At 67.5% G+C, this 20,861-nt stretch carries 19 protein-coding genes; 1 reads left to right on the top strand and 18 read right to left on the bottom strand.

Features of this window, described 5'->3' with window-relative positions:
* Positions 1–92: 92 nt before the first annotated feature.
* The 16 genes from xdhC to fumC form a co-directional block, all read right to left on the bottom strand.
* Entirely contained in the window at positions 93–1,016 is a 924-nt protein-coding gene (gene xdhC / locus BES08_RS00675) for a xanthine dehydrogenase accessory protein XdhC (protein ID WP_069707415.1), read from the bottom strand.
* Positions 1,013–3,319: a xanthine dehydrogenase molybdopterin binding subunit gene (gene xdhB / locus BES08_RS00670; RefSeq protein WP_069707414.1), complete on the bottom strand. Its 2,307-nt coding sequence runs from the start codon at positions 3,317–3,319 to the stop codon at positions 1,013–1,015. Before xdhB ends, xdhC begins: the two co-directional genes overlap by 4 nt.
* The gene (gene xdhA / locus BES08_RS00665; RefSeq protein WP_231958107.1) at positions 3,312–4,724 is read right to left on the bottom strand and encodes a xanthine dehydrogenase small subunit; all 1,413 of its coding nucleotides are present in this window, start codon (positions 4,722–4,724) and stop codon (positions 3,312–3,314) included. Before xdhA ends, xdhB begins: the two co-directional genes overlap by 8 nt.
* 7 nt (positions 4,725–4,731) lie before the next feature.
* The gene (uraH, locus tag BES08_RS00660; RefSeq protein WP_008832244.1) at positions 4,732–5,064 is read right to left on the bottom strand and encodes a hydroxyisourate hydrolase; all 333 of its coding nucleotides are present in this window, start codon (positions 5,062–5,064) and stop codon (positions 4,732–4,734) included.
* Entirely contained in the window at positions 5,061–6,491 is a 1,431-nt protein-coding gene (locus BES08_RS00655; RefSeq protein WP_008832245.1) for an FAD/NAD(P)-binding protein, read from the bottom strand. Before BES08_RS00655 ends, uraH begins: the two co-directional genes overlap by 4 nt.
* Positions 6,488–6,928, bottom strand: a complete 441-nt coding sequence (gene uraD, locus BES08_RS00650; protein WP_069707412.1) for a 2-oxo-4-hydroxy-4-carboxy-5-ureidoimidazoline decarboxylase — start codon at positions 6,926–6,928, stop codon at positions 6,488–6,490. Before uraD ends, BES08_RS00655 begins: the two co-directional genes overlap by 4 nt.
* Entirely contained in the window at positions 6,925–7,320 is a 396-nt protein-coding gene (gene hpxZ / locus BES08_RS00645; protein ID WP_008832247.1) for an oxalurate catabolism protein HpxZ, read from the bottom strand. Before hpxZ ends, uraD begins: the two co-directional genes overlap by 4 nt.
* Positions 7,307–8,197, bottom strand: coding sequence for an allantoinase PuuE (gene puuE / locus BES08_RS00640; RefSeq protein ID WP_069707411.1), 891 nt, complete (start codon positions 8,195–8,197; stop codon positions 7,307–7,309). The genes hpxZ and puuE overlap by 14 nt, the downstream gene beginning before the upstream one ends.
* Positions 8,198–8,315: 118 nt before the next feature.
* Positions 8,316–9,497: a pyridoxal-phosphate-dependent aminotransferase family protein gene (locus BES08_RS00635; RefSeq protein ID WP_197524443.1), complete on the bottom strand. Its 1,182-nt coding sequence runs from the start codon at positions 9,495–9,497 to the stop codon at positions 8,316–8,318.
* 43 nt (positions 9,498–9,540) lie between these two features.
* Positions 9,541–10,785: an allantoate amidohydrolase gene (locus BES08_RS00630; RefSeq protein ID WP_069707409.1), complete on the bottom strand. Its 1,245-nt coding sequence runs from the start codon at positions 10,783–10,785 to the stop codon at positions 9,541–9,543.
* 151 nt (positions 10,786–10,936) lie between these two features.
* Entirely contained in the window at positions 10,937–12,514 is a 1,578-nt protein-coding gene (locus tag BES08_RS00625; RefSeq protein WP_069707408.1) for a gamma-glutamyltransferase family protein, read from the bottom strand.
* Between the two features lie 8 nt (positions 12,515–12,522).
* A complete protein-coding gene (locus BES08_RS00620; RefSeq protein ID WP_069709098.1) occupies positions 12,523–13,464 on the bottom strand; it encodes a 5'-methylthioadenosine/S-adenosylhomocysteine nucleosidase in 942 nt (313 codons plus the stop codon).
* A complete protein-coding gene (locus tag BES08_RS00615) occupies positions 13,464–14,831 on the bottom strand; it encodes an NCS2 family permease (RefSeq protein ID WP_069707407.1) in 1,368 nt (455 codons plus the stop codon). Before BES08_RS00615 ends, BES08_RS00620 begins: the two co-directional genes overlap by 1 nt.
* 5 nt (positions 14,832–14,836) lie before the next feature.
* Complete coding sequence (locus BES08_RS00610; RefSeq protein ID WP_069707406.1) at positions 14,837–16,192, bottom strand: AtzE family amidohydrolase; 1,356 nt, start codon at positions 16,190–16,192, stop codon at positions 14,837–14,839.
* A complete protein-coding gene (locus BES08_RS32595) occupies positions 16,189–16,365 on the bottom strand; it encodes a hypothetical protein (RefSeq protein ID WP_156799747.1) in 177 nt (58 codons plus the stop codon). The genes BES08_RS00610 and BES08_RS32595 overlap by 4 nt, the downstream gene beginning before the upstream one ends.
* A gap of 240 nt (positions 16,366–16,605) precedes the next feature.
* A complete protein-coding gene (gene fumC, locus BES08_RS00605; protein ID WP_069709097.1) occupies positions 16,606–17,988 on the bottom strand; it encodes a class II fumarate hydratase in 1,383 nt (460 codons plus the stop codon).
* A 193-nt stretch (positions 17,989–18,181) separates the two neighbouring features.
* On the opposite strand from fumC, the gene BES08_RS00600 reads away from it, so the two are divergent.
* Entirely contained in the window at positions 18,182–19,168 is a 987-nt protein-coding gene (locus tag BES08_RS00600) for an aldo/keto reductase (protein ID WP_069707405.1), read from the top strand.
* Positions 19,169–19,270: 102 nt separating this feature from the next.
* Here BES08_RS00600 and BES08_RS00595 read toward each other — a convergent pair whose 3' ends face one another.
* Both BES08_RS00595 and tnpA read right to left on the bottom strand, forming a co-directional pair.
* Complete coding sequence (locus tag BES08_RS00595; RefSeq protein ID WP_069707404.1) at positions 19,271–20,176, bottom strand: LysR family transcriptional regulator; 906 nt, start codon at positions 20,174–20,176, stop codon at positions 19,271–19,273.
* A 195-nt stretch (positions 20,177–20,371) separates the two neighbouring features.
* Entirely contained in the window at positions 20,372–20,791 is a 420-nt protein-coding gene (gene tnpA, locus BES08_RS00590; RefSeq protein WP_036530815.1) for an IS200/IS605 family transposase, read from the bottom strand.
* Between the last annotated feature and the right edge of the window lie 70 nt (positions 20,792–20,861).

Here is a 20,861-nt window from a genome sequence, read left to right as displayed (position 1 = left end):
AGCCCACTTTTCGGCCTGGCGCCTTGCCGATGCTTCGCGCTCAAGGACTACCACCGGTCCCGGATCACGTCCGGGACGACGATCGATATTCATCATTTTCCTCTCAATTGCAGCAGCTGCGCGCAGACCGCGATGGCGATCACGTCCGGCTCCTTGCCGGAGACGCCGGGCACGCCGATCGGCGCGGTGAGGCGGTCCAGTGCCTCCGGTGAAATGCCGTCCGCCGCCAGTCGCGACCGGAAACGGGAGATCTTGGTGGATGAGCCGATGAGGCCGACGAACGCCGCCAACTCGGCACGCCCCAGCGCCGCCAGCGTCAGGTGATAGTCCAGCGGATGGTCGTGCGTCAGGATCAGCATGGCCGCGTCGGCTGGAGCCTCGGCGACGCAGTGCGCGATGTCTTCCTCGGCCACCAGCGTCACACCGTCGATATGCGCCTGCTCGGGCCGGGTGTCGAACCACGCGAGTTGCAGCGGCAACCCGGTCATGTGACGAGCGATGGCCTGCCCGACATGGCCCGCACCGAACAGATAGACCGGGCGCGGCCGCTCGCCGACCGGCTCGACGATGCGGGCGCCGACCTCGGGCCTATCGCCGCGCGCGGATTGGCGGGTCGCGGTCTCGCGCTCGAACACGCGGCGGTCCAATGCATCTTGCGCAAAGCGGGTCGCCAGCATCCGGCCGGGCTCGGCATCATGCAGCCAGTCGAGCGCCCCGGTGTCGAGATGTTCTACCAGTACCCGCACCCGGCCACCGCAACATTGCCCCAACAGCGGGCCGAGCGGATAGTCCTGCACCCGCCACGAACCCGGCGCATGATCGAGGATCGCGCGCGCCTGCTCGACCGCGCGGTATTCCAGCTGGCCGCCGCCGATAGTCCCTTCCTGCCCCTGCGCAGTAACGAGCATCCGCGTACCCGCCCCGCGCGGAGCAGAGCCCTCACTGGCGAGCACGGACACCATCGCGGTCGGGACCGTCCGGTCCAGCCGCCGCAGCCAGCCGATCCACTGCGTCATGCCGAAAACGCCGCGATCGCCTTGAGGATACGCTCAGGCGTACAGGGCGCATCGAGCTGCGGCAACGCGCGCTTGCCGGGCACCGTCGCGGCAACGGCGCGGTTCAGCGCCGAGAAAACCGAGATCGCCAGCATGAACGGCGGCTCGCCCACCGCCTTGGAGCGGTTGATGGTCGGCTCGACGTTCTCGCCATCCCACAAGGTCACGGTGAAATGCGCGGGCCGGTCGGAGGCGGTGGGGATCTTGTACGTCGCGGGGCTGTGCGTCAGCAAGCGCCCCTTGGCATCCCACACGAGTTCCTCGGTCGTCAGCCAGCCCTGCCCCTGGATGAAGCCGCCCTCGATCTGGCCCTTGTCGATCACCGGGTTCAGCGAGCGGCCGACGTCGTGGATGATGTCGACGGCCAGCACCTTATGCTCGCCGGTCAGGGTATCGATCACGACCTCGCTCACTGCCGCGCCATAGGCGAAATAATAGAACGGACGCCCCCTGAAGACCGAGCGGTCGTATTCGATCCCCGGCGTCGCATAGTAGCCGGTCGAGGACAGCGACACGCGCCCGATATGCGCCTTGCGCGCGACTTGCGCGAAATCCAGCGTCTCCGCGCCGACGATCACGCCGCCGGGGGTGAAGTGCACCTCGCTTTCCTCCAAGCTGTAAGTGCGGGCGAGAAAATCCGTCAGCCGGTCGCGGATCGTCATCGCCGCGTTGTGTGCCGCCATGCCGTTGAGGTCCGCGCCGGAACTCGCCGCCGTGGCCGAGGTGTTGGGCACCTTGTCGGTGCGGGTCGCGGTGATGCGGATGATCTCCATCGGCACCGCGAAGACGTCCGCCACCACGCGCGCGACCTTGGTGTAGAGCCCCTGCCCCATCTCGGTGCCGCCGTGGTTCACCTGAATCGAACCGTCGGCATAGACGTGGATCAGCGCGCCGGCCTGATTGAGATGGGTCGTGGTGAAGCTGATGCCGAACTTCACCGGCGTCAGCGCGATGCCCTTCTTGAGCACGGGATTGGCGGCATTGAAAGCCTCGATCGCCTTCGCTCGCTCATCGTAGCGCGAAGTCGTTCGCAGCCGGGCGATGATCTGCGGGGCGACGTTGTCGGCGACGGTCATCGCGTAAGGGGTCGTCTCGCGCCCCGGACCGTAGAGGTTCAGCACCCGCACATCGAGCGGGTCGCGGCCCAGCGCCATCGCCACGTCGTCGATCACGCGCTCGATCGCCAGCATGCCCTGCGGCCCACCGAAGCCGCGGAAGGCGGTTGCCGAGACGGTGTTGGTCTTGAGGCGCTCCGAAATGACCTCGACGTCGGGAAGGAAGTAGCAGTTGTCCGAATGGAACATCGCGCGGTCGTTGATCGCCGGGGACAAGTCCACCGTCGCCCCGCACGCCGAGGCGAGGTGCAGCGACAGCCCCAGCAAGCGGCCCGCGTCGTCGAAGCCGACCTCGTAGGCGACATCGAAGGGATGGCGCTTGCCGGTCATGACCATGTCGTCGTCGCGATCGACGCGGAACTTGGCGGGGCGACCGGTCTTGCTGGCGACGAGCGCGGCGGCGGCGGCGAACAGCGCGGCCTGCGTCTCCTTGCCGCCGAACGCACCGCCCATGCGCCGCACCTCCACCGTCACGTCGGCGGACGATACGTGCAACATGTGCGCGACGAGGTGCTGGACCTCGCTCGGGTGCTGGGTGGAGCACAGGACGTGGACCTGCCCGTCCTCGCCCGGTGTCGCGACGGAGACTTGGCCCTCAAGGTAGAAATGGTCCTGTCCGCCCATGGCGAAGCGGCCCGAGAGGCGGTGAGGCGCGGCGTCCAGCGCGGCAGGAGCATCGCCCCGGGCCATGCGCTGCGCGGGCTCGATGTGCGATCCGGCAGCCTGCGCCTCGGCGACCGTGAGCGCGGCTGGGAGCGGTTCGTACGCGATGCGGCCGAGACGCGCGGCGATGCGGGCCGCGCGCTGGCTGGTCGCGGCCACGAGGAACACCGCCTGTCCGTGGGTGATGACTTCCCCATCGGCGAGCAACCGGTCGTCGCCAGCGACCGGGCTGACGTCGTTCGCGCCGGGAATGTCGGCGGCAGTATAGACCGCGACGACGCCGGGAGACGCGCGCACCTCGGACAAGTCCATCGAGACGATCCGCGCGCGCGCCTCGCTCGACTGGCCGAAGGCGAGGTGCAGCATGTCCGCAGGTTCGGTCAGATCGTCCGCATAGCGCGCCTCGCCCGCGACATGGAGCCGCGCGCTGTCGTGCGGGTGCGAGGGCTTGGGCAGCACCTTCCAGGCGGGATCGCGCTCAGCCATCGACAGCCTCCAGCACGGAAGTCGCGACACCCTGAGAGCGCAGCCAGAGACGGCGCAGCAAGTTCGCAGCGGCCTCGACGCGGTAGGCGGAAGAGCCGCGCACGTCGGTCAGCGGTTCGAAGTCCGCTTTCAGCGCTTCGGCAGCGGCGGTGAACGTGGCTTCGGCAAAAGGCTGGCCGATCAGCGCGGCCTCGCACGTGCCGGCCCGCTTTGGAGTCGCCGCCATGCCGCCGAACGCGGCGCGCGCCTCTTCGATCACGCCGTCCTCTACACGCAGCGCGAAGGCGCCGCAGACCGCCGAGATGTCGCTGTCGAACCGGCGCGAGAGCTTGGAAATCAGGATCACCGCATCCGCCGGAGGGCGCGGGATACGCACGGATTCGACGAACTCGCCAGGCTGCCGATCCTGCTTGCCGTAAGCGAGGAAGTAGTCCTCCAGCGCCATCGTCCGCCGCCCCGCCATGCTGCGCAGCGTAAGTTCGGCACCAAGCGCAATGAGCGCCGGAGGGCCATCGCCGATCGGCGAACCGTTGGCGATATTGCCCCCTATGGTCCCCGCGTTGCGTACCTGAAGCCCCCCGATGCGGCGCACGAGTTCGCCGAGGTCCGGGTGCAATCGAGCCATCGCCGCATGCGCATCGGCGTAACGCACGCCCGCACCGAGGGTCAGCGCATCGTCGCTTTCTTCGATCGCCGCGAGTTCGGCGATGCCGCCGAGGAAGATCACGGTGCCCAGATCGCGCAGGCCCTTGGTTACCCACAGGCCCACGTCGGTAGCCCCGGCCACCAAACGCGCGTCGGGATGTTCGGCCAGCAATACAGCGAGTTCATCGCAGGTGCGCGGCGCGAACCAGCGGCGGCCCCGCCACTCGCCCGAAGCGCTGCCCTCCAGCGCCTTGAGCGCGGCGATCACCCTCGTATCGTCCTGCTCGCAAGATCCGGCACCTTCCCCCGCCTCGATGATCGGACCATAGCCGGTGCAGCGGCACAAGTTGCCCGCGATCACTTCCTCTACCGGCAGATCGCAGCCGCGCGCGCCGATGGTGCGGCCGTGCAGCGACATGACGAAGCCCGGCGTGCAGAAGCCGCACTGCGAACTCCCGTTGCAGGCCATCGTCTCCTGCAAGGCATTGAGCGTGCCGGTATCGTTCTTGAGGCTTTCGACGGTCATAACCGCCTTGCCGTCCAGCATCGGCAGGAACTGGATGCAGGAATTGACCGCGCGCCATGCCACGCCCTCGCCTTCCAGCGCGCCGACCAGCACCGTGCAGGCGCCGCAGTCACCCTCGGCGCAGCCTTCCTTGGTCCCGGTGCGTCGCATCGTGTAGCGCAGGTGATCGAGCACCGTCGCGGTCGGATCGACCGCGTCCAGTTCGACCACTTCGCCATCAAGAAGGAAGCGCACCGGCACGTCAGCTGCCCCGGTAGGTGGAGTAGCCGAAAGGCGAGACCAGCAGCGGTACGTGGTAATGCGCATCGGGGTCGGCAATGCCGAAATCGATCGAGACATGGTCGAGGAACGGCGGCTCGGGCAGCTTGATCCCCTTGCCCCGGAAATAGGCGGCCACCGCGAAAGTCAGGCGATACGTGCCGGTCGGCAGCGCCGGGAGACCCGGGCAGCGGCCGTCGGCATTGGTCTCGCCGGTGAACAGGATCGTGCCCGACCCGGTTTCGAGACACAGGGAAATCCCCGTCGCGGGAGCGCCGTGTGTCGTATCGAGGACGTGCGTGGACAGACTGCTCATGCGACCGTCTCCTCCTCACGCGGCCACTGGCCGAGGAATTCGTGCTCGTCATAGTCGAGAAAGTCGGCCACCAGAGCCTCCCGGTCGTCGAGGAAGAGTTGGTCGGCCACGCCCTTGACCAGCCGGGGCAGCGCATTGTGCAGGCCCGACAGTGCCGAGGCGGAGAGCCCCAGGCTCACCAGCGCCGAATAGTTGAACGCGAACAATCCGTGCAGCGGCGCGCCGTCCACTCCATCGCGCGGCAGGAATTCGAAAGCGGTGCCGAGATAGGGGTGAGCATCGATGAGCGCATTGGGCTTGCCCGGAGGCGTCACGCGATCGGACCAGCGGGCGATGAGGTCGGCCACGTCCGCCAGTTCTGGACGCAGGCCGGGATCGCTGAGGAGGCCGGTGGAGACGACGACGAAGTCGAAGTCGTGATGCCCGTGCGGCGTCGTGACGCGCACCAACCCGTCATGTTCCTTCACGTCCAGCCAAGGCGCGCCGAGGTGCAGGGCAAAGCCGGGCCATGCCGCCGCACGCTCGAAGGTGTCGTTCGTCGGCGGCTGGTTGTGACCGAGGAAAGCGTCCATTGCCGCGTATTTGGTCTGATCGTCCAGCGCCGGGTAGCGAGCGGTGAAGCCGACGCGCTCCATGAAGCGGATCGGGTTGATGCGGGGCAGTTCCTTGCGGCGCATGAACACTTCCGCCGCCGCCACGCCCTGCGTCAGGGCGAAGTTGGCGTTGTCGAAGGCCGAGGCGCCGCCGCCCAGCACGCCGATGCGTTTGCCGTGCAGTGCCGCGAAGTCGATCGGCTCGCTGGTGTGCGCCCACAAGTGCCGGGGCAGGTTGTCGCGCACCATCGCCGGGGTGTGCCATTCGCCGCCGCCCTGGATGCCGGTGGCCAGCACCACCTTGCGCGCCAGCGCCACGCTGCCGTCAGAGAAGTGCAGGCAATGCACGCCATGCGCCGTGACCGGCTCGATCCGCTGGAGCTTCGCGCCGTTCTCCACCGGCAGGTCGAGCACGCGGCGATACCAGCGCAGATACTCCATCCAGTCGCCGCGCGCGATCTTGTCGACCGCCTGCCAGCCCGCCGCGCCGTGCTGCGCTTCCCACCATGCGCGGTAGGTCAGCGAGGGCACGCCGAAATCGATCGGGTTCAGATGCTTGGGCGTGCGCAGCGTGACCATGCGCGCATACGTTTCCCAGGGCCCTTCGAACCCGGCTTCGTTTTCGTCGAAGACGCGCACGTTGGTCACGCCTTCGCGCCTCAGGCCCAATGCGGCGGAGAGGCCGCACTGCCCCCCACCGATCACCGCGACATCGAGCACCGGCGCGCCCTCGACCGCGCGCCTACGCACCCATTCGGGGCGAGCGAAGCCGATCAACTCCAGCTCGCGGGCAAGCTGCGCCTCGAGCGCAGGAAGGCCGATCTTGTCAGTCATGTCATGTCTTCCAGGCGCAGGCGCACGATTTCGCCGATCTGCTCCAGCGCGGTCGCCACTTCGGTCTCGCGGTCGTTCGCGAGGCGGCGGTCCATCGCGGCGAGGATACCAGCCTTGTCGGTCAGGCGCACGCAGATGATGAAAGGGAAGTCGAACGCTGCGCGGTAAGCGGCGTTCAGGCGGTGGAACTCGGCATATTCCTCAGGGGTCAGGCGGTCGAGCCCGGCGCTGGCCTGCTCGGCGGTGCTGGCCTCGGTCAGGGTGCGGTCGATCGCGGCCTTGCCCGCCAGTTCCGGGTGGGCGCGGATCAGCGCGAGTTGCTCGTCCGGGCTGGCGGCATACAGGACCGCCATCAGATCGGCATGACGATCGCCGGAAGACGGCCGTGCGTCGGCGCGCTCTTCCACCCAGGGGCTGTGTTCGAACAGCGCGGTCACGATGTGCTCCCCTCAAGGCTGACGTGAGCGGAAACGACCTTCCAGCCGTCCGCAAAGCGCACCCACGATTGCGTCTGGCGCCCCCGGCGGCCAGCAGCTTCAGGGGCGGAGCCTTCGCGGAAGAATTCGGCATCGGCGGTGGCGAAAGTATCGCCGTAAACGGTGATCGCGACCTTCCCCAGCTTGCGCTGCGGAGACCCGCCGCGTCCCTTTCGGAACGCGCGGATTGCCTCGATGCCATAGAGCACTTCGCCCACGCCGTAGCGGTTGGTGGTGGGCGCATCGTGGAACAGCGCGTCCATCGCCGGGATATCGTCCGCCATCAGCGCCGTCTCGTAGGCGTGGAAGGCGTGACTGACTTCGGCGAGGCGCACGGGGTCATTGATCCGCATGAGGATGCACCTCCATCCAGTGCCGGGCGATATCGATACGCCGCGCCACCCAGGCGTCGCCGCTGGCGGTGACATGGTCGAGGAACCGCGCCAGCCACCGCGCGCGGCCAGGCTTGCCGGCGATGCGAGCGTGAAGGCCGATCGACATCATCCGCCCGCCCTCCTCGCGCAGCTGGTCGAAAGTGTCGCGCATGTGGCGGAAGAACTGCTCGCCCTCGGTGAAGCCGTTGAGCGCGACGATCTTCATGTCGTTGACGTCGAGGGTGTAGGGTACGATCAGCTGCGGTTTGCCGTATCGAGTGTCCCAGTAGGGCAGGTCGTCGGCGTAGCTGTCGGCATCGTAGAGGAACCCGCCCTCTTCGGCCACCAGCCGCGCGGTATTGGGCGAGGTCCGGCCCTGATACCAGCCGAGCGGGCGCTGGCCGGTGAGCTTTTCGTGGAGCGCGATGGCCTCGGCAATATGGGCGCGTTCGACTTCCTCGGGCTGGTACTGGTAATCGATCCAGCGCAGGCCGTGGCTGGCGATCTCCCAGTCGGCCGCAAGCATCGCCGCGACCGCCTCGGGGTTCATTTCCATGGCCTTGGCTACGCCGAACACGGTGACGGGCAGGCCGCGCTCGGTGAACAGGCGGTGGAGGCGCCAGAACCCGGCGCGGCTGCCGTATTCGTAGAGGCTCTCCATCGCCATCGCCCGGTCCGGGTGACTGCCCGCGCCGACCATTTCGGACAGGAACGCCTCTGAGCCCTTGTCGCCGTTCAGCACCGAGTTCTCGGCGCCTTCCTCGTAATTGACGACGAACTGCACTGCCACGCGCGCGCCGCCGGGCCACTGCGGGTCGGGCGGGTTCTGACCATAGCCGATGAGGTCGCGCGTCATGGATGCACCGTGGCACTGTGGTCCTTCGACAAGCTCAGGACGAGCGGAGAAAGGGTAAGCGGCATTGAGAAATTCCGCTCAGGCTGAGCTTGTCGAAGCCCATGCTGCACGCCCATCCTCATGCCTCCCACGCCGCGATGGCCGCCGGAACCGCCGCGCCCATCGGCAGCGCGAAGCCCTGCATCACCAGGCACGATTCCAGCGCCGCCAGCGTCAGCAGCACCTTGTGCTTCATCGCGTTGTAACCCATCGCACCGATGCGCCAGATCTTGCCCTGCAAGGGACCGAAAGCGGTGCCTATCTCGATCTCGAACAGCTCGCGCATGGCCCCGCGCACGGCCTCGCCATCGACGCCCGCGGGGATGTACACGCCAGTCACGTTGGTCATGCGATAGCGGTCGTCGCCGAACACCGTCAGGCCCATCGCGCGCAGGCCCGCCGTCATCGCCCGGCCCGCCGAGGCATGGCGGGCATAGCGCGCCTCAAGCCCCTCGCCCAGCGCGATGCGCGCGCATTCGCGGGCGGCGTAGAGCATCGAAGTCGCCTCGGTGTGATGGTTCAAGCGCTTCTCGGACCAGTAGTCCATGATCATCGCGAGGTCGAAGTAGTTCGAGCCGATGCGCGGCCCGGCACCATCGACCGTTCCGGCGACGCGGATGCCCTGCTCGACATGACGGCGCTTGCCGATGTGCTCGGCGGCGCGGTCGGAGATCGTGATCGGGGCCGATCCCGAGGGGCCGCCGAGGCACTTCTGCAGGCCGCCGGTGACCACATCGACATCCCAGCGATCCGCCGCCAGTTCCATGCCGCCGATCGTTGCGGTGGCATCGACGTAGGACAGCGCGCCCGCCCGGCGGCACAGTTCTCCGAAGCCTTCCAGCGGCTGCGCCATCGTCGTCGAGGTGTCGCCGTGGATGGTCGCCACGATCTTGGGATGGCAACGCGCGATGGCCTCGGCGATGCGCTCCATCGGCACGACTTCGCCCCAGGGCGCCTCGACCGTCTCGATGATCGCGCCGATGCGCTGGAGGATTTCCGTCAGCAGCAGGCCGAAGCGGCCGAAGTTGACCACCAGCACCACGTCGCCCGGCGCGACGAGGCTGACCAGCGCCGCCTCGATCCCGGCGCGGGCGGTGCCGTCGACCAGCATCGTCCACTTGTTCTGCGTCCCGAAGATCTGGCGGTAGAGCGCCATGACCTGATTCATGAACCCGGTCATCTCGGGATCGAACTGGCCGAGCAGGTCGGCGCTCATCGCCCGCAGCACGCGCGGGTGGGCATTGATCGGCCCCGGACCCATCAGCAGGCGCTGGGGCGGGTCGATTTCTCCAAAGAGCTGCGGATCAAGCGACAAAGGAATCTCCAAGGCGGTCTATGAAACCGAGCATTACCCGCAACGCGATCTCCGCATCGGCAGGCTCGACATGCTCGGCCGGATTGTGGCTGATGCCTTCGCGGCACCGGATGAACAGCATAACAGTGGGGCACAGCGCGGCCATGTTCATGGCATCGTGCCCGGCGCCCGACACCAGACGACGCACCGGCTGCCCGGCGGCTGCGAGCGCATCGTCCATCAGGTCCATCAGCGCGGGATCGCTGGGGCTGGCGGCAAGGTCGTGGATCAGGCTGACGGCCAGTTCCAGCGCCCGCGCCTCGGCGATTTCTCCGATCCGCGCGAGGATAGCCTCGGCCACCGCGTCGCGCCGTTCTTCCGCGCCCGAGCGAACGTCGATGGTGAAGCGGACCTCGCCGGGGATGACGTTGGGGGCGCCAGGCAGCGCCTCCAGCACGCCGACGGTGGCGACGACGTCGGAGTTGTCCGCGCGGGCGATCTGCTCCACCGCCAGCACCATCGCCGCCGCACCCGCCAGCGCATCGCGGCGCAGGCGCATCGTCGCGGTCCCCGCGTGCCCGGCCATGCCCTTGACGGTGACGCGGTAGCGCAGCTGCGCGGCGATGCCGGTGACGGTGCCGACCGCGAGGCCGTCCGCCTCCAGCACCGGCCCCTGCTCGATATGTGCTTCGAGGTAAGCCAACGTGGTATCGGGCGAGCGGGCGGCAGTGAGATAGTCGGGCGTCGTCACCAGCGCCTCGGCCAGCGTCACGCCCGCCGTATCCGTGATATCGAGCGCGGCGGCATCGAGGGTCCCGGCCACCGCACGGCTCGTCAGCATCGCGGCGGGAAAGCGCGATCCTTCCTCGTCGCCGAAGGCATAGACCTCGATCGGGAACGGCAGTCGGCGCCCTTCGGCATGGAGCGCGGCGACCGCCTCGATGCCGAGCATGATGCCCAGCGGGCCGTCGTAAGGCCCTGCGTCACGCACGGAATCGAGGTGGCTGCCGATCACCAGCGCCGGGGCATGGCCGAGGTGGCCGTCATAGCGGCCCACCAGATTGGCGGCGGCGTCGACGTGGACGCGCATGCCTGCGGCCTCCATCCACCGGGCCAATTGCTCCTGCGCGGCGGCATAGGCCGGAGTGAGGTAGGCGCGGAACAAGCCGCCCTCCATGTCGCTGTAGGGCGCTATCCGCAAGGCATCGCACCGTGCGACAGCGCGGGTGCCACCGGGGATGTCGAGGGCGGTCATGCGATTGTCTCGGCATGGAGGAGAAGACAGTGCCCGGGCTTCGACAAGCTCGGCCTGAGCGGCTTGGAGGAAATGCCGACAGGTTTGACATACTCCGCCCAAATCCCGCTCAGGCTGAGCTTGTCGAAGCCCCCAAGGCGAAGCGCAAAGCTCACCATCCGGCTGCCTCGCCATCGCTGCGGGGGTCGGATGCGCCCTCGAACGAACCGCCTGCAAGGCGCACCACCGCACCCGCATGCCCCATCGTCGCGGTCAGGCCACCGACGCGCTCGACGTCGTGGCCAGCATCGGTGAGCTGCGCGTAAAGCCCCTCGTCGAAACCGTCCTCCAGCTTGAGCGAGGTCGTGACGTCCCCCCAGGTCCGGCCGAGCAGCCAGCGCGGGGCGTTGATGGCGTCCTGCAGGTCCATGCCGAAGCGGGCATAGCGCGTGAACAGCGCCGCCTGCGTCTGCGGCTGGCCCTCGCCGCCCATCGTGCCATAGGCCATGACGCGCCCGTCCTCGAACACCGCCAGTGCCGGGTTGAGGGTATGGAACGGCTTGCGGCCGGGTTTCAGGGCATTCCAGCCGGACTCGGCAAGGCGGAACGAACTGCCCCGGTTCTGCCAGGTGATCCCGGTCTGCGGCAGCACGAGGCCCGAGCCGAACTCGAAATAGGTGGACTGGATGCACGACACCACCCGGCCCTCGGCATCGGCGGCGCCGAACCAGCAGGTATCGCCCCACTGCGGCGGCTGCGGCCATTCCAGCGCCTTCGCCGGGTCGATCCGCGCGGCGAGTTCGTCCAGCGCGGCGGGGTCGGAGAGCAGCGCCTGAAAGTCGAAGTCCGTATACGCCGGGTCGCCGACATGCACGTCGCGCATCAGGAATGCCTGCTTGGTCGCCTCGACAAGGCCATGGACGTGGTCGAAGCCTTCGGGGGCATCGGCCTTGAGCCGGTCGAACAATGCCAGGATCAGCAGCGAGGCAAAGCCCTGCGTCGGCGGCGTCGCGTTGTAGAGCGTCGCACCGCCGACGCGCGTATGCAGCGGGTCCGGCCAGGTCGCCGTGTGCGCGGCGAGGTCTGCGGCGGAAACCGGGCTGCCTAGCGCCTCCAGATCGGCGGCGATCAAAGCGGCCAGTTCGCCGGTGTAGAAGTCCTGCAGCCCGTTCGCGGCCAGCTTGCGCAAGGTCTCCGCCAACGCGGGGAGACGCAGCGTGTCGCCCTCGGCCAACGGGCGGCCTTCCGGCTCGAAGGTCGCGGCGTAGGCGCCGGGCTGTCCGCGCAGTTCGTCGCCCTTCCCTGCCGCGATGGCCGCGCCGCCCTTCGTCACCGTCATGCCGTTCTCGGCATGGGTGATCGCATCGCGCAGCAGCCGCTCAAGCGGCAAGGTGCAGTAATCTGCCTCCAGCGCCGCCGCCCAGCCGGAGATCGTCCCCGCCACCGTATTCGCCGCCAGAGGCCCGCGCGTCGGCACCGCCTCCAACCCGGCATAGAGCGACAGGTCGGCCGTCGCCGCCGCGCCGCCGCAGCCGTGGATCGAGTGCACGGTGCCGTCCGGCTCGCGGATCACCCAGAAGCCGTCGCCGCCGATCGCGGTCATGTGCGGGTAGACGACGGCCAGCGTCGCGGCGATGGCGACGCAGGCCTCCACCGCACTGCCGCCGTGGGCAAGCACGTCGCGGCCCGCCTGCGCGGCGAGGAAGTGCGGCGCGGTGGCGATGCCGTTGCGGGCGGTTACGGTCTGCATAGAACCTCTCAGTCCGGAAGCGCCGCCACGAAGGCGCGCACCACGTGGGCGGAGTTCACCGAGGCGAGGCGCTCGTAGGTGTCCTCCATGTTCTTGTGCTTGTCGCCGCCCGCAAGGTCCGACAAGGATCGGAACACGATTGTCGGCACCTGGTTGGCATAGGCGACTTGGGCCACCGCCCCGCTCTCCATGTCGAGCACGCGGGCGTGCCAGGCCTTGTAGAGATATTCGCGGAACTCGGCATTGTCGGCATAGACCCCCGCGCTGACGCCCGTGCCGCCGACGACGACCTTGGGCGGCTTGGCGAGACACAGTTCGCTGCCGGGAAGCTGGTGCTCCGAAGGCGGTACGCAGCGTTCCATCGCGATCGTCGGCGCGACTTTGCGCGCCAAATCCAGCAATGCCGGGTCCATAGCGAAGGTGAAGAACCGCTTCGACGGGGTAGCGGCATTGGGCACCGTAACCCCGCGCGGGAAGATGAAGTTCCAGTTGCCCGGTGCCTCGGGCGAGACGGCCTCAGGCGACTTCCAGCCCTTGCGGCCTGCCTTGCGCGCGAAGTTGACTTCCAGATACTGGCCCCAGTCTTCCGCCACGATGACGTCGCCGATCGTCAGTGACGGATCGACACCGCCCGCGATGCCTGAAAAGACGATGCGCTTCACGGTGAAGCGGTCAATCACCAGCTGGGTGTTCATCGCCGCGTTCACCATCGACACGCCGCTCTGCATCAGCAGCACCGGTTTGCCCTCCAGCGTACCGGTCAGGTAAGTCGCCCCGTTGAGGCTATGTTCCTTCTGCTCGCTCACGGCATGGACCAGCGCGTTCCATTCGGGCTGATAGGCCGTCATCACCAAGGTACGGGGGGTGAGGTCCAGCCGCTCGTCCGCCAGCGCAGGCGAAGCGAGGCACGGGGCGACGAGGGCAAGAGCCGAGGCGATGACGCCGCGCATCAGGCGCCGCCCATCCACACGAAGCGGGCGACGAACAGCAGCGCCAAGACCAGCAGGAAGCCGTCCTTCTTCGTGATCGTCCCGCGTACGATCTTGAGCACGGCGTGGGCGGTGATGCCGAAGGCAAGCCCATTGGCGATCGAAAACGTCAGCGGGATCATCGCCACCGTCAGGAACGCGGGGATCGCCGCCAGCGGGTCCTCCCATTCCACTTCGGTCAGCGGCAGCAGCATCAGGCCGCCGACGATGATGAGCGCGGGCGCGGTGGCGGCCAGCGGGATCACCTGCGCGTAAGGCGCGACGAACATCATTGCCAGGAACAGGACGCCGGTCACCACCGAGGTCAGGCCGGTGCGCCCGCCCACTTGCACGCCCGCGGCGCTCTCGACATAGCTGGTGACGGTGCTGGTGCCCGCCATCGAGCCGACCATCGTGGCGACAGCGTCGGTCACGAGGATGCGATTGAGGCCCGGAATGCGGCCCGCCGCGTCCATCAGCCCGGCGCGCTTGGTGACGGCGACGAGGGTGCCGATATTGTCGAACAGGTCGACGAAGAGGAAGACGAACAGGATTTCCAGCAGGCCGAGGCCATGCTTGCCGGAAAGCCCGAAGACGCCCGCAAGATCGAGCTGGAACGCGGTCCCGGTCAGCGCGGAGAGCGAGTAAGGCTCGGGGCTGATCGAGACCATGCCCGCGATCCAGCCGACCACGGTGGTGGCAAGGATGCCGATCAGCATCGCCCCGCGCACGTTCCACACCGACAACGCGCCGATGACCAGCAGGCCGAACAGCGCCAGCGCCGCTCCGGGCGCCTTCAGGTCGCCAAGCGCCACGAACGTCGCCGGGTTGGCGACCACGATGCCGGAATCCTTGAGGCCGATGAAGCCGATGAACAGACCGATGCCGCCCGCCACCGCCGCGAAGAGGTACTGCGGGATCGAGGTGACGATCAGCTGGCGGATGCCCGTCAGCGTCAGCAGCAGGAATGCCACGCCCGAGATGAACACGCAGCCCAGCGCCACCGGCCAGGGCACGCCCATCTGCTGCACGACGGTGAAGCTGAAGTAGGCATTCAGCCCCATGCCCGGCGCCAGCGCCAGCGGGGTGTTGGCCACGAAGCCCATCAGGATCGAGGCGAAGGCCGCCGCAAAGCACGTCGCCGCCGCCACCGAGGCGACCGGCATGCCCGCGCTGCCCAGGATCGCCGGGTTGACCAGCACGATGTAGGCCATTGTCAGGAACGTGGTCATGCCCGCCAGCACTTCCGTGCGCGCGGTGGTGCCGCGCGCGGTCAGCGAGAAGTAGCGGTCCAGTTTGCCCGAAGGCACGACCTCCGGTGCATCGATGGTGGTTGCGGTCTGCGTCACGCCTGTTACCCCCTCGCCGCCACAGGCGGCGTAAAATCAATAATACGCGCCGCCCCCAGCGGCATGGAAAATCCGATCGTCCCGTTCGCTTCGAGCATGGCGGCGAAGGCGAACAGGTCGGGCTCTCGCCCTGGTCCGCCGATCAGTTGCAGGCCGATCGGCAGCATGCCCGGCCGGTAGAGCGGAACCGCCAGCGACGGCAATGCCGTGAAGGTGATCGGCTGGGTATGAATGCCCAGATCCGCCCGCGCCGGAGACGGCGCGCCATCGATCAGGATGCGCGGATCGGCGATCGGCGGCGCGAAAGTCGGCGTCGCCGGGGCGAGCAGCACGTCGTAATCGGCCACCAGTGCCTCGATCCGGGCGCGGTATTCGGCGCGGAATGCCTGCGCCTCCTCGTAAAGCGCATCGGGCAGCAGGGCACCGGCCAGCAGGCGGTCGCGGACCTGCGGGTCGAAACCCATCGCATTCACCGCCAGCGCCTGGCGGTGAAGCGTGCCGCCCTCATAGGCGGTGATGATGAAGGCGGCAGAGCGCGCGCGAGCAATCTCGGGCAGTTCGATCAGCGGTGCATCGGGGGCGATGGCATCGATGGCGGCAAGCTGCTCGCCTTGCGCGTTCTCGCGGAAACGGCCGCCGAGGCGGGCGATGCGAAACTCGCTGCGGCTTGCGGGCTCGCGCCCTGCGAGTACCTGCCAGACCAGCGCCATATCCTCCACCGAGCGAGTGAAGGGGCCGATGTCGTCGAAGCTCTCGGCGAAGGGGAACACGCCGCCCAGCGGCAGGCCCTCATGCGTGGGCTTCAGGCCATAGAGACCGCACAAACTGGCGGGCACGCGGATCGAGCCGTTGGTGTCCGATCCCAGCGCGAAAGCGAGCAGCCCGGCCGCGACGACCGCAGCCGAGCCGCCCGAGGAACCGCCTGCGAGGCGGGAGGAATCGTGAGGATTGCGGGTCGTGCCGTAAGCCGCGTTGATCGTCGCGAAGCCGTAGGCGAACTCGTCCATGTTGAGAGTGGCGAGGCAGATCGCGCCCGCAGCCTTGAGCCTGGCCACTGTCTCGGCGTCGGACGTGGCGGGGGCGGCATCGACGTAGATCGTGGAGCCTGCCGTGGTCGGCAGCCCTGCGAGGTCGAACAAATCCTTCACACCATAGAGCACGCCCGCCAGCGGCCCCGGATCGCGCCCGGCAGCCACCATCGCATCGACCGCGTCGGCCTCGGCACGAGCACGGTCGTGCAGGACGCGGGTGACGGCTACATGCTCGTCGGCGACCAGGGCGATCAGCACTTCTTCCACCATGGCGCGGGCACTGAGCGTCCCGGCGCGCACGGCAGTGGCGGTTTGTGCGATCGTCCTCATGCCGGTTCGCCGCGCATCGTGCGGACATGGCGCGCCAGCAGCGCGAGGTTGGCGGCAACGCCAGGGGCACACTCGGGCAGGATCGGCAAGGCGCGCGCGACAGCCGCGGTGGCGATCTCCGCTTCGCCCTGCGGTACTTCAGGACGGGGGGAATTGGCGGGATGTTCGGCCATGGTCTCGCGCGGTCGGAAGGGTCAGGAAGGTGCGCCACGCGACCGTCAAAGTCCACGCCCCGCACCCGGGTCCTAACTGCCTTGCCAGACCTGCGCGATCAAACGCAATGATCGGAACGGATCGTTGCAAAAATGAGAGCGGGGTTCTGTATCGACGGGGCTTCGACAGGCTCAGCCTGAGCGGGTGGAGAGAGAACTTCCAAATTTCGCTCAGGCTGAGCTTGTCGAAGCCCCAGCCGGTCACACCATCGTTTCGGGCCGCACCACGCGGTCGAACGTCGCTTCGTCCACCAGCCCCAGTTCCAGCGCCGCCTGCTTGAGCGTCTGGCCCTCGGCATGCGCGTGCTTGGCGATCTTGGCGGCGTTGTCGTAGCCGATCTCGGGTGCCAGCGCGGTCACCAGCATCAGCGAGCGGTCGAGCAGTTCGGCGATCCGCGCACGGTTCGGCTCGATGCCGTCGACGCAGCGCTCGGCGAAGCTGACCATGCCGACCGAAAGCAGGTCGATCGAGCGGATCACCGCCGCGCCGATCAGCGGCTTGAACACGTTGAGTTCGAACGCGCCCTGCAGGCCGCCGATGGTCGCCGCCTGATGATTGCCGATGACTTGCGCGGACACCATCGTCAGCATCTCGCACTGGGTCGGGTTGACCTTGCCCGGCATGATCGAGCTGCCCGGCTCGTTGGCGGGCAGATCCAGCTCGCCAAGGCCGGAGCGCGGGCCCGAGCCCAGCCAGCGCACGTCGTTGGCGATCTTGGTCAGCGCTACCGCCAGCGTCGAGAGCGTGGAGGACAAGTGCACCAGCGGATCGTTGGAGGCGAGCGCCTCGAACTTGTTCTCGGCAGTGCGGAACGGCAGACCGGTGAGGCTGGCGAGTTCGGCCGCCACGTCGACGTCGAAGCCCGGCACCGCGTTCAGCCCGGTGCCGACCGCCGTACCGCCCTGCGCCAGCGCGCTCACTTCGCCCGAGACGGCCGGTTCGATGCGGCCGCGCGCAAGGTGAAGCTGCTGGACGTAGCCGGAGAATTCCTGCCCCAGCGTCACCGGCGTCGCGTCCTGCAAGTGCGTGCGGCCGATCTTGACGATGTCCTTCCACGCTTCCGACTTGGCCTGAAGCGAGGCGTGCAGCTGCGCCAGCGCGGGGTAGAGCTTGTCGTTCGCCGCGCGCGCCGCCGCCACATGCAGCGCGGTGGGGAAGCTATCGTTCGAGGACTGGCCCATGTTCACATGGTCGTTGGGATGGACCGGCGACTTGCCACCGCGCGTACCGGTCAGGATCTCGTTGGCGCGGCCCGCGATCACCTCGTTGACGTTCATGTTGGACTGCGTGCCCGAGCCGGTCTGCCAGATCACCAGCGGGAACTGGTCGTCGAGCTTGCCCGAGACGACTTCCTGCGCGGCGCTCTCGATGGCGTCGGCCACTTTCGCGTCGAGCCCGTGCTTGCGATTCACCCGCGCCGCCGCCTGCTTCACCAGCGCCAGGGCATGGACGATGGCGATCGGCATGCGCTCGGTTTCGCCGAAGGGGAAGTTCTCGATCGAGCGCTGGGTCTGCGCGCCCCAGTAGGCGCTGGCGGGTACGTCGATTTCACCGATGCTGTCGGATTCGCGGCGGGTTTCCATGGCTTCGAGACCTCCTTCGCTCATACAATGTCGTCAGCGGGTTAGATAAGGCACAAGTTCATCATGTCCATCGCTATTGCGACTTAGTTGCATATATTCACATGCAATCTCTGCAAGCCTGCTGCGTCCCACGCGCTTGACTGGCCAAGCAATTTGGCCGACCTCTGCGGTTCCCCCGAATACAGGATACCCCATGACCAAACGCCTTCTCGCCGGCCGCGAAGTCGCCGCCATCGGCCTCGGCTGCATGAACATCGCCTGGGCCTACGGCGAGGCGCCCGACCGCGCGGATGCGGTTTCGCTATTCCGCCATGCCCTGGACGCCGGTTGCGACCATTTCGACACCGCGAATATCTACGGCATGGGCGTCAGCGAGGAGACCCTGCGCGAGGCGATCATGGACCGGCGCGACGAATTCTTCCTCGCCACCAAGACCGGCATCGTGCTCGAAGGCGAGCGTCGCGGCACCGACTGCCGCCCGGAGAGCATCGCCGCCTCGATCGACGCCAGCCTCAAGCGGCTGGGCACCGACCATGTCGACCTGTTCTACATGCACCGGCTCGACCGCGACACGCCTATCGCGGATTCGGTCGGCGCGATGGCGCGGCTGATCGAGGCAGGCAAGATCGGGGCCTACGGCGTCTCCGAATGGTCGAGCGCCCATATCCGCGAGGCCCATGCAGTGCACCCGATGGCGGCGGTGCAGACCGAATATTCGCTCTGGACCCGCAACGTCGAACTGGGCGCGCTGGACACCACGCGCGAACTCGGCATCGCGCTGGTCGCGTTCTCCCCGGTCGGACGCGGCGCGCTGTGCGGCGAGATCACCGCGCCCGAGCAGCTGGGCGGCAAGGACATCCGCCTGAGCATGCCGCGCTTCTCGGCAGAGCACTGGCCGGCCAACCTCGCGCTGATCGAGCAGCTTGCCGCCCTCGCCGCAGAAGCCGGGGCGACGCCCGCGCAGCTGTCGCTGGCCTGGGTACTGGCGCAGGGCGAGCACCTGCATGCGATCCCCGGCACCCGTTCGATCGCGCACTTCGACCAGAACCACGGGACGATGACGCTGGACATCGCGCCGGAGGTGATCGCGCGCGCCGGAGAGATCATCAACCAGCAGACGGTCAGCGGTCACCGCTACTCGCCGACCATGAATGCCTCGATCGACACCGAGGATTATTGAGGCGGGCGCAGTCTTTCCCGATGGGGCTTCGACAAGCTCAGCCTGAGCGGATTGGAAGGTTTACACCAATTCCGCTCACCCTGAGCTTGTCGAAGGGTCTGCTCACCCCAGCGGCTTCATCTCGCGGATCAGGTCGATCAGCAGGCGAAGGCCCCTCGGCACCTGGCGCCGGCTGGAATAATAGATGAAGTAACCCGGCCCCGGCGAGGCCCACTCCTGCAGCACCGCGCGCAACGAGCCGTGGGCCAGCAGCGGGGCGATCGCCGGTTCCGCCGCGTACATCAGCCCCATGCCGCTCAGGGCCAACGCGCGGCTGACGCTGCCGTTGTCGACGATGATGCCGCCGGGCACCGCCAGCGCGAGGGACTCCTCGCCCCGGTCGAAATCCCAATTGTACATCCGCCCGTTGCCGAGCCGCAGGCGGATGCACTGGTGCTGCATCAGGTCGTCGGGATGCTGCGGCTCGCCGTGCTTTGCGAAGTAGGCGGGCGCGCCTGCCACCACCCAGCGGAAATCGGGTGAAAGGCGCTGGGCGATCATGTCCTCGGGCACGGTGCCGCCAAAGCGTATCCCTGCGTCGAAGCCCGCCTCGATCACGTCCACCATCGTGTTGTCCACGCTGATATCGAGTTCCACGTCGGGATAGCGCGTGACGAATTCGGGCAGCACCGGCGCCAGCATCCGCATCGCCGCCTCGTCCGGGACGTTGAGGCGCACGCGGCCGGTGGGGGCATCGCGGTGGAGGTTGAGCAGATCCTCGGCCTCGTGGATCGCGGCGAAGGGGTCGCGGATCGCGGCCTGCAGGTCCTCGCCCGCCGCCGTCAGCGTGACCGAGCGGTTGGTGCGGTTGACGAGCCGGACCTTGAGCCGCTCCTCCAGCCCGCGCAGCGAATGGCTGAGCGCCGAGGCGCTGACGCCCAGTTCGGTCGCCGCCTTCCGGAAGTTGCGGTGCCGCGCGATGGCGAGGAAATACGAAAGGTCGGCAAGATCGGAACGCCGGAAGGGCATTTATGCGGTAATCCCGAATACGAGGAGGGCGGCATTCTAGGACCGGAAGTCGCCCGCTGCCAAATTTTCTCATCTTTCCCGTCATTGCGAGCGAAGCGAAGCAACCCAGGGCAGCACTACGCCGCCCTGGGTTGCTTCGCTTCGCTCGCAATGACGAAGAGTGGCTGAATGACTGACCGGCTGACGCCGGTAGGATCATGCGGCGGGGCTGAAGCCATCCTTGTGGGTATGCTTTTCGAGATACCGCATGATGATGTCATCGGTGATGTTGCCGGAGGTAGTCGAGAAGTAGCCGCGTTGCCAGAAGCGTTGCCCCCAATACCGCTTGCGGATGTGCTCGAACTCCTGCTGGATTTTCCGTGACGATCGCCCCTTGGCACGGCGGACGAAATCGCTGACGGAAACGTGCGGCGGGATTTCGACGAACATGTGCACGTGGTCCTTCGACAGTGCCCCATTGATGATCGTCACGCCCATCTCGGCGCAAACTTGCCTGATAATTTCCCGGACCCGCAGGCGCACGTCGCCATGGAGCACCTTGAAGCGATACTTGGGTGCCCAGACGAGATGATAGCGATGATGGAATGTCGTGTGACAACCGCTCTTGTAGCGCATAGCCTGTAACCTCGGGAAAAACGGAAGACTTACGCCCTTCAGGCGGTCTTCCGTTTTTCCCGAGGTTACA

Source organism: Novosphingobium resinovorum (assembly GCF_001742225.1).
Taxonomy (GTDB): domain Bacteria; phylum Pseudomonadota; class Alphaproteobacteria; order Sphingomonadales; family Sphingomonadaceae; genus Novosphingobium; species Novosphingobium resinovorum_A.
This window is presented reverse-complemented; position numbering and strand designations above follow the sequence as displayed.

Bases quoted from the DNA above. Each gene is read 5' to 3' on its own strand.
- xdhC (WP_069707415.1), bottom strand. From the start codon at position 1,016: ATGACGCAGTGGATCGGCTGGCTGCGGCGGCTGGACCGGACGGTCCCG.
- hpxZ (WP_008832247.1), bottom strand. From the start codon at position 7,320: ATGCGGATCAATGACCCCGTGCGCCTCGCCGAAGTCAGTCACGCCTTC.
- BES08_RS00625 (WP_069707408.1), bottom strand. From the start codon at position 12,514: ATGCAGACCGTAACCGCCCGCAACGGCATCGCCACCGCGCCGCACTTC.
- BES08_RS32595 (WP_156799747.1), bottom strand. From the start codon at position 16,365: ATGGCCGAACATCCCGCCAATTCCCCCCGTCCTGAAGTACCGCAGGGC.
- BES08_RS00655 (WP_008832245.1), bottom strand. From the start codon at position 6,491: ATGACTGACAAGATCGGCCTTCCTGCGCTCGAGGCGCAGCTTGCCCGC.
- BES08_RS00595 (WP_069707404.1), bottom strand. From the start codon at position 20,176: ATGCCCTTCCGGCGTTCCGATCTTGCCGACCTTTCGTATTTCCTCGCC.
- BES08_RS00635 (WP_197524443.1), bottom strand. From the start codon at position 9,497: ATGGGTCCGGGGCCGATCAATGCCCACCCGCGCGTGCTGCGGGCGATG.
- BES08_RS00600 (WP_069707405.1), top strand. From the start codon at position 18,182: ATGACCAAACGCCTTCTCGCCGGCCGCGAAGTCGCCGCCATCGGCCTC.
- fumC (WP_069709097.1), bottom strand. From the start codon at position 17,988: ATGGAAACCCGCCGCGAATCCGACAGCATCGGTGAAATCGACGTACCC.
- puuE (WP_069707411.1), bottom strand. From the start codon at position 8,197: ATGACGCGCGACCTCATCGGCTATGGTCAGAACCCGCCCGACCCGCAG.
- tnpA (WP_036530815.1), bottom strand. From the start codon at position 20,791: ATGCGCTACAAGAGCGGTTGTCACACGACATTCCATCATCGCTATCAT.
- uraH (WP_008832244.1), bottom strand. From the start codon at position 5,064: ATGAGCAGTCTGTCCACGCACGTCCTCGATACGACACACGGCGCTCCC.
- BES08_RS00620 (WP_069709098.1), bottom strand. From the start codon at position 13,464: ATGCGCGGCGTCATCGCCTCGGCTCTTGCCCTCGTCGCCCCGTGCCTC.
- xdhB (WP_069707414.1), bottom strand. From the start codon at position 3,319: ATGGCTGAGCGCGATCCCGCCTGGAAGGTGCTGCCCAAGCCCTCGCAC.
- BES08_RS00610 (WP_069707406.1), bottom strand. From the start codon at position 16,192: ATGAGGACGATCGCACAAACCGCCACTGCCGTGCGCGCCGGGACGCTC.
- BES08_RS00630 (WP_069707409.1), bottom strand. From the start codon at position 10,785: ATGACCGCCCTCGACATCCCCGGTGGCACCCGCGCTGTCGCACGGTGC.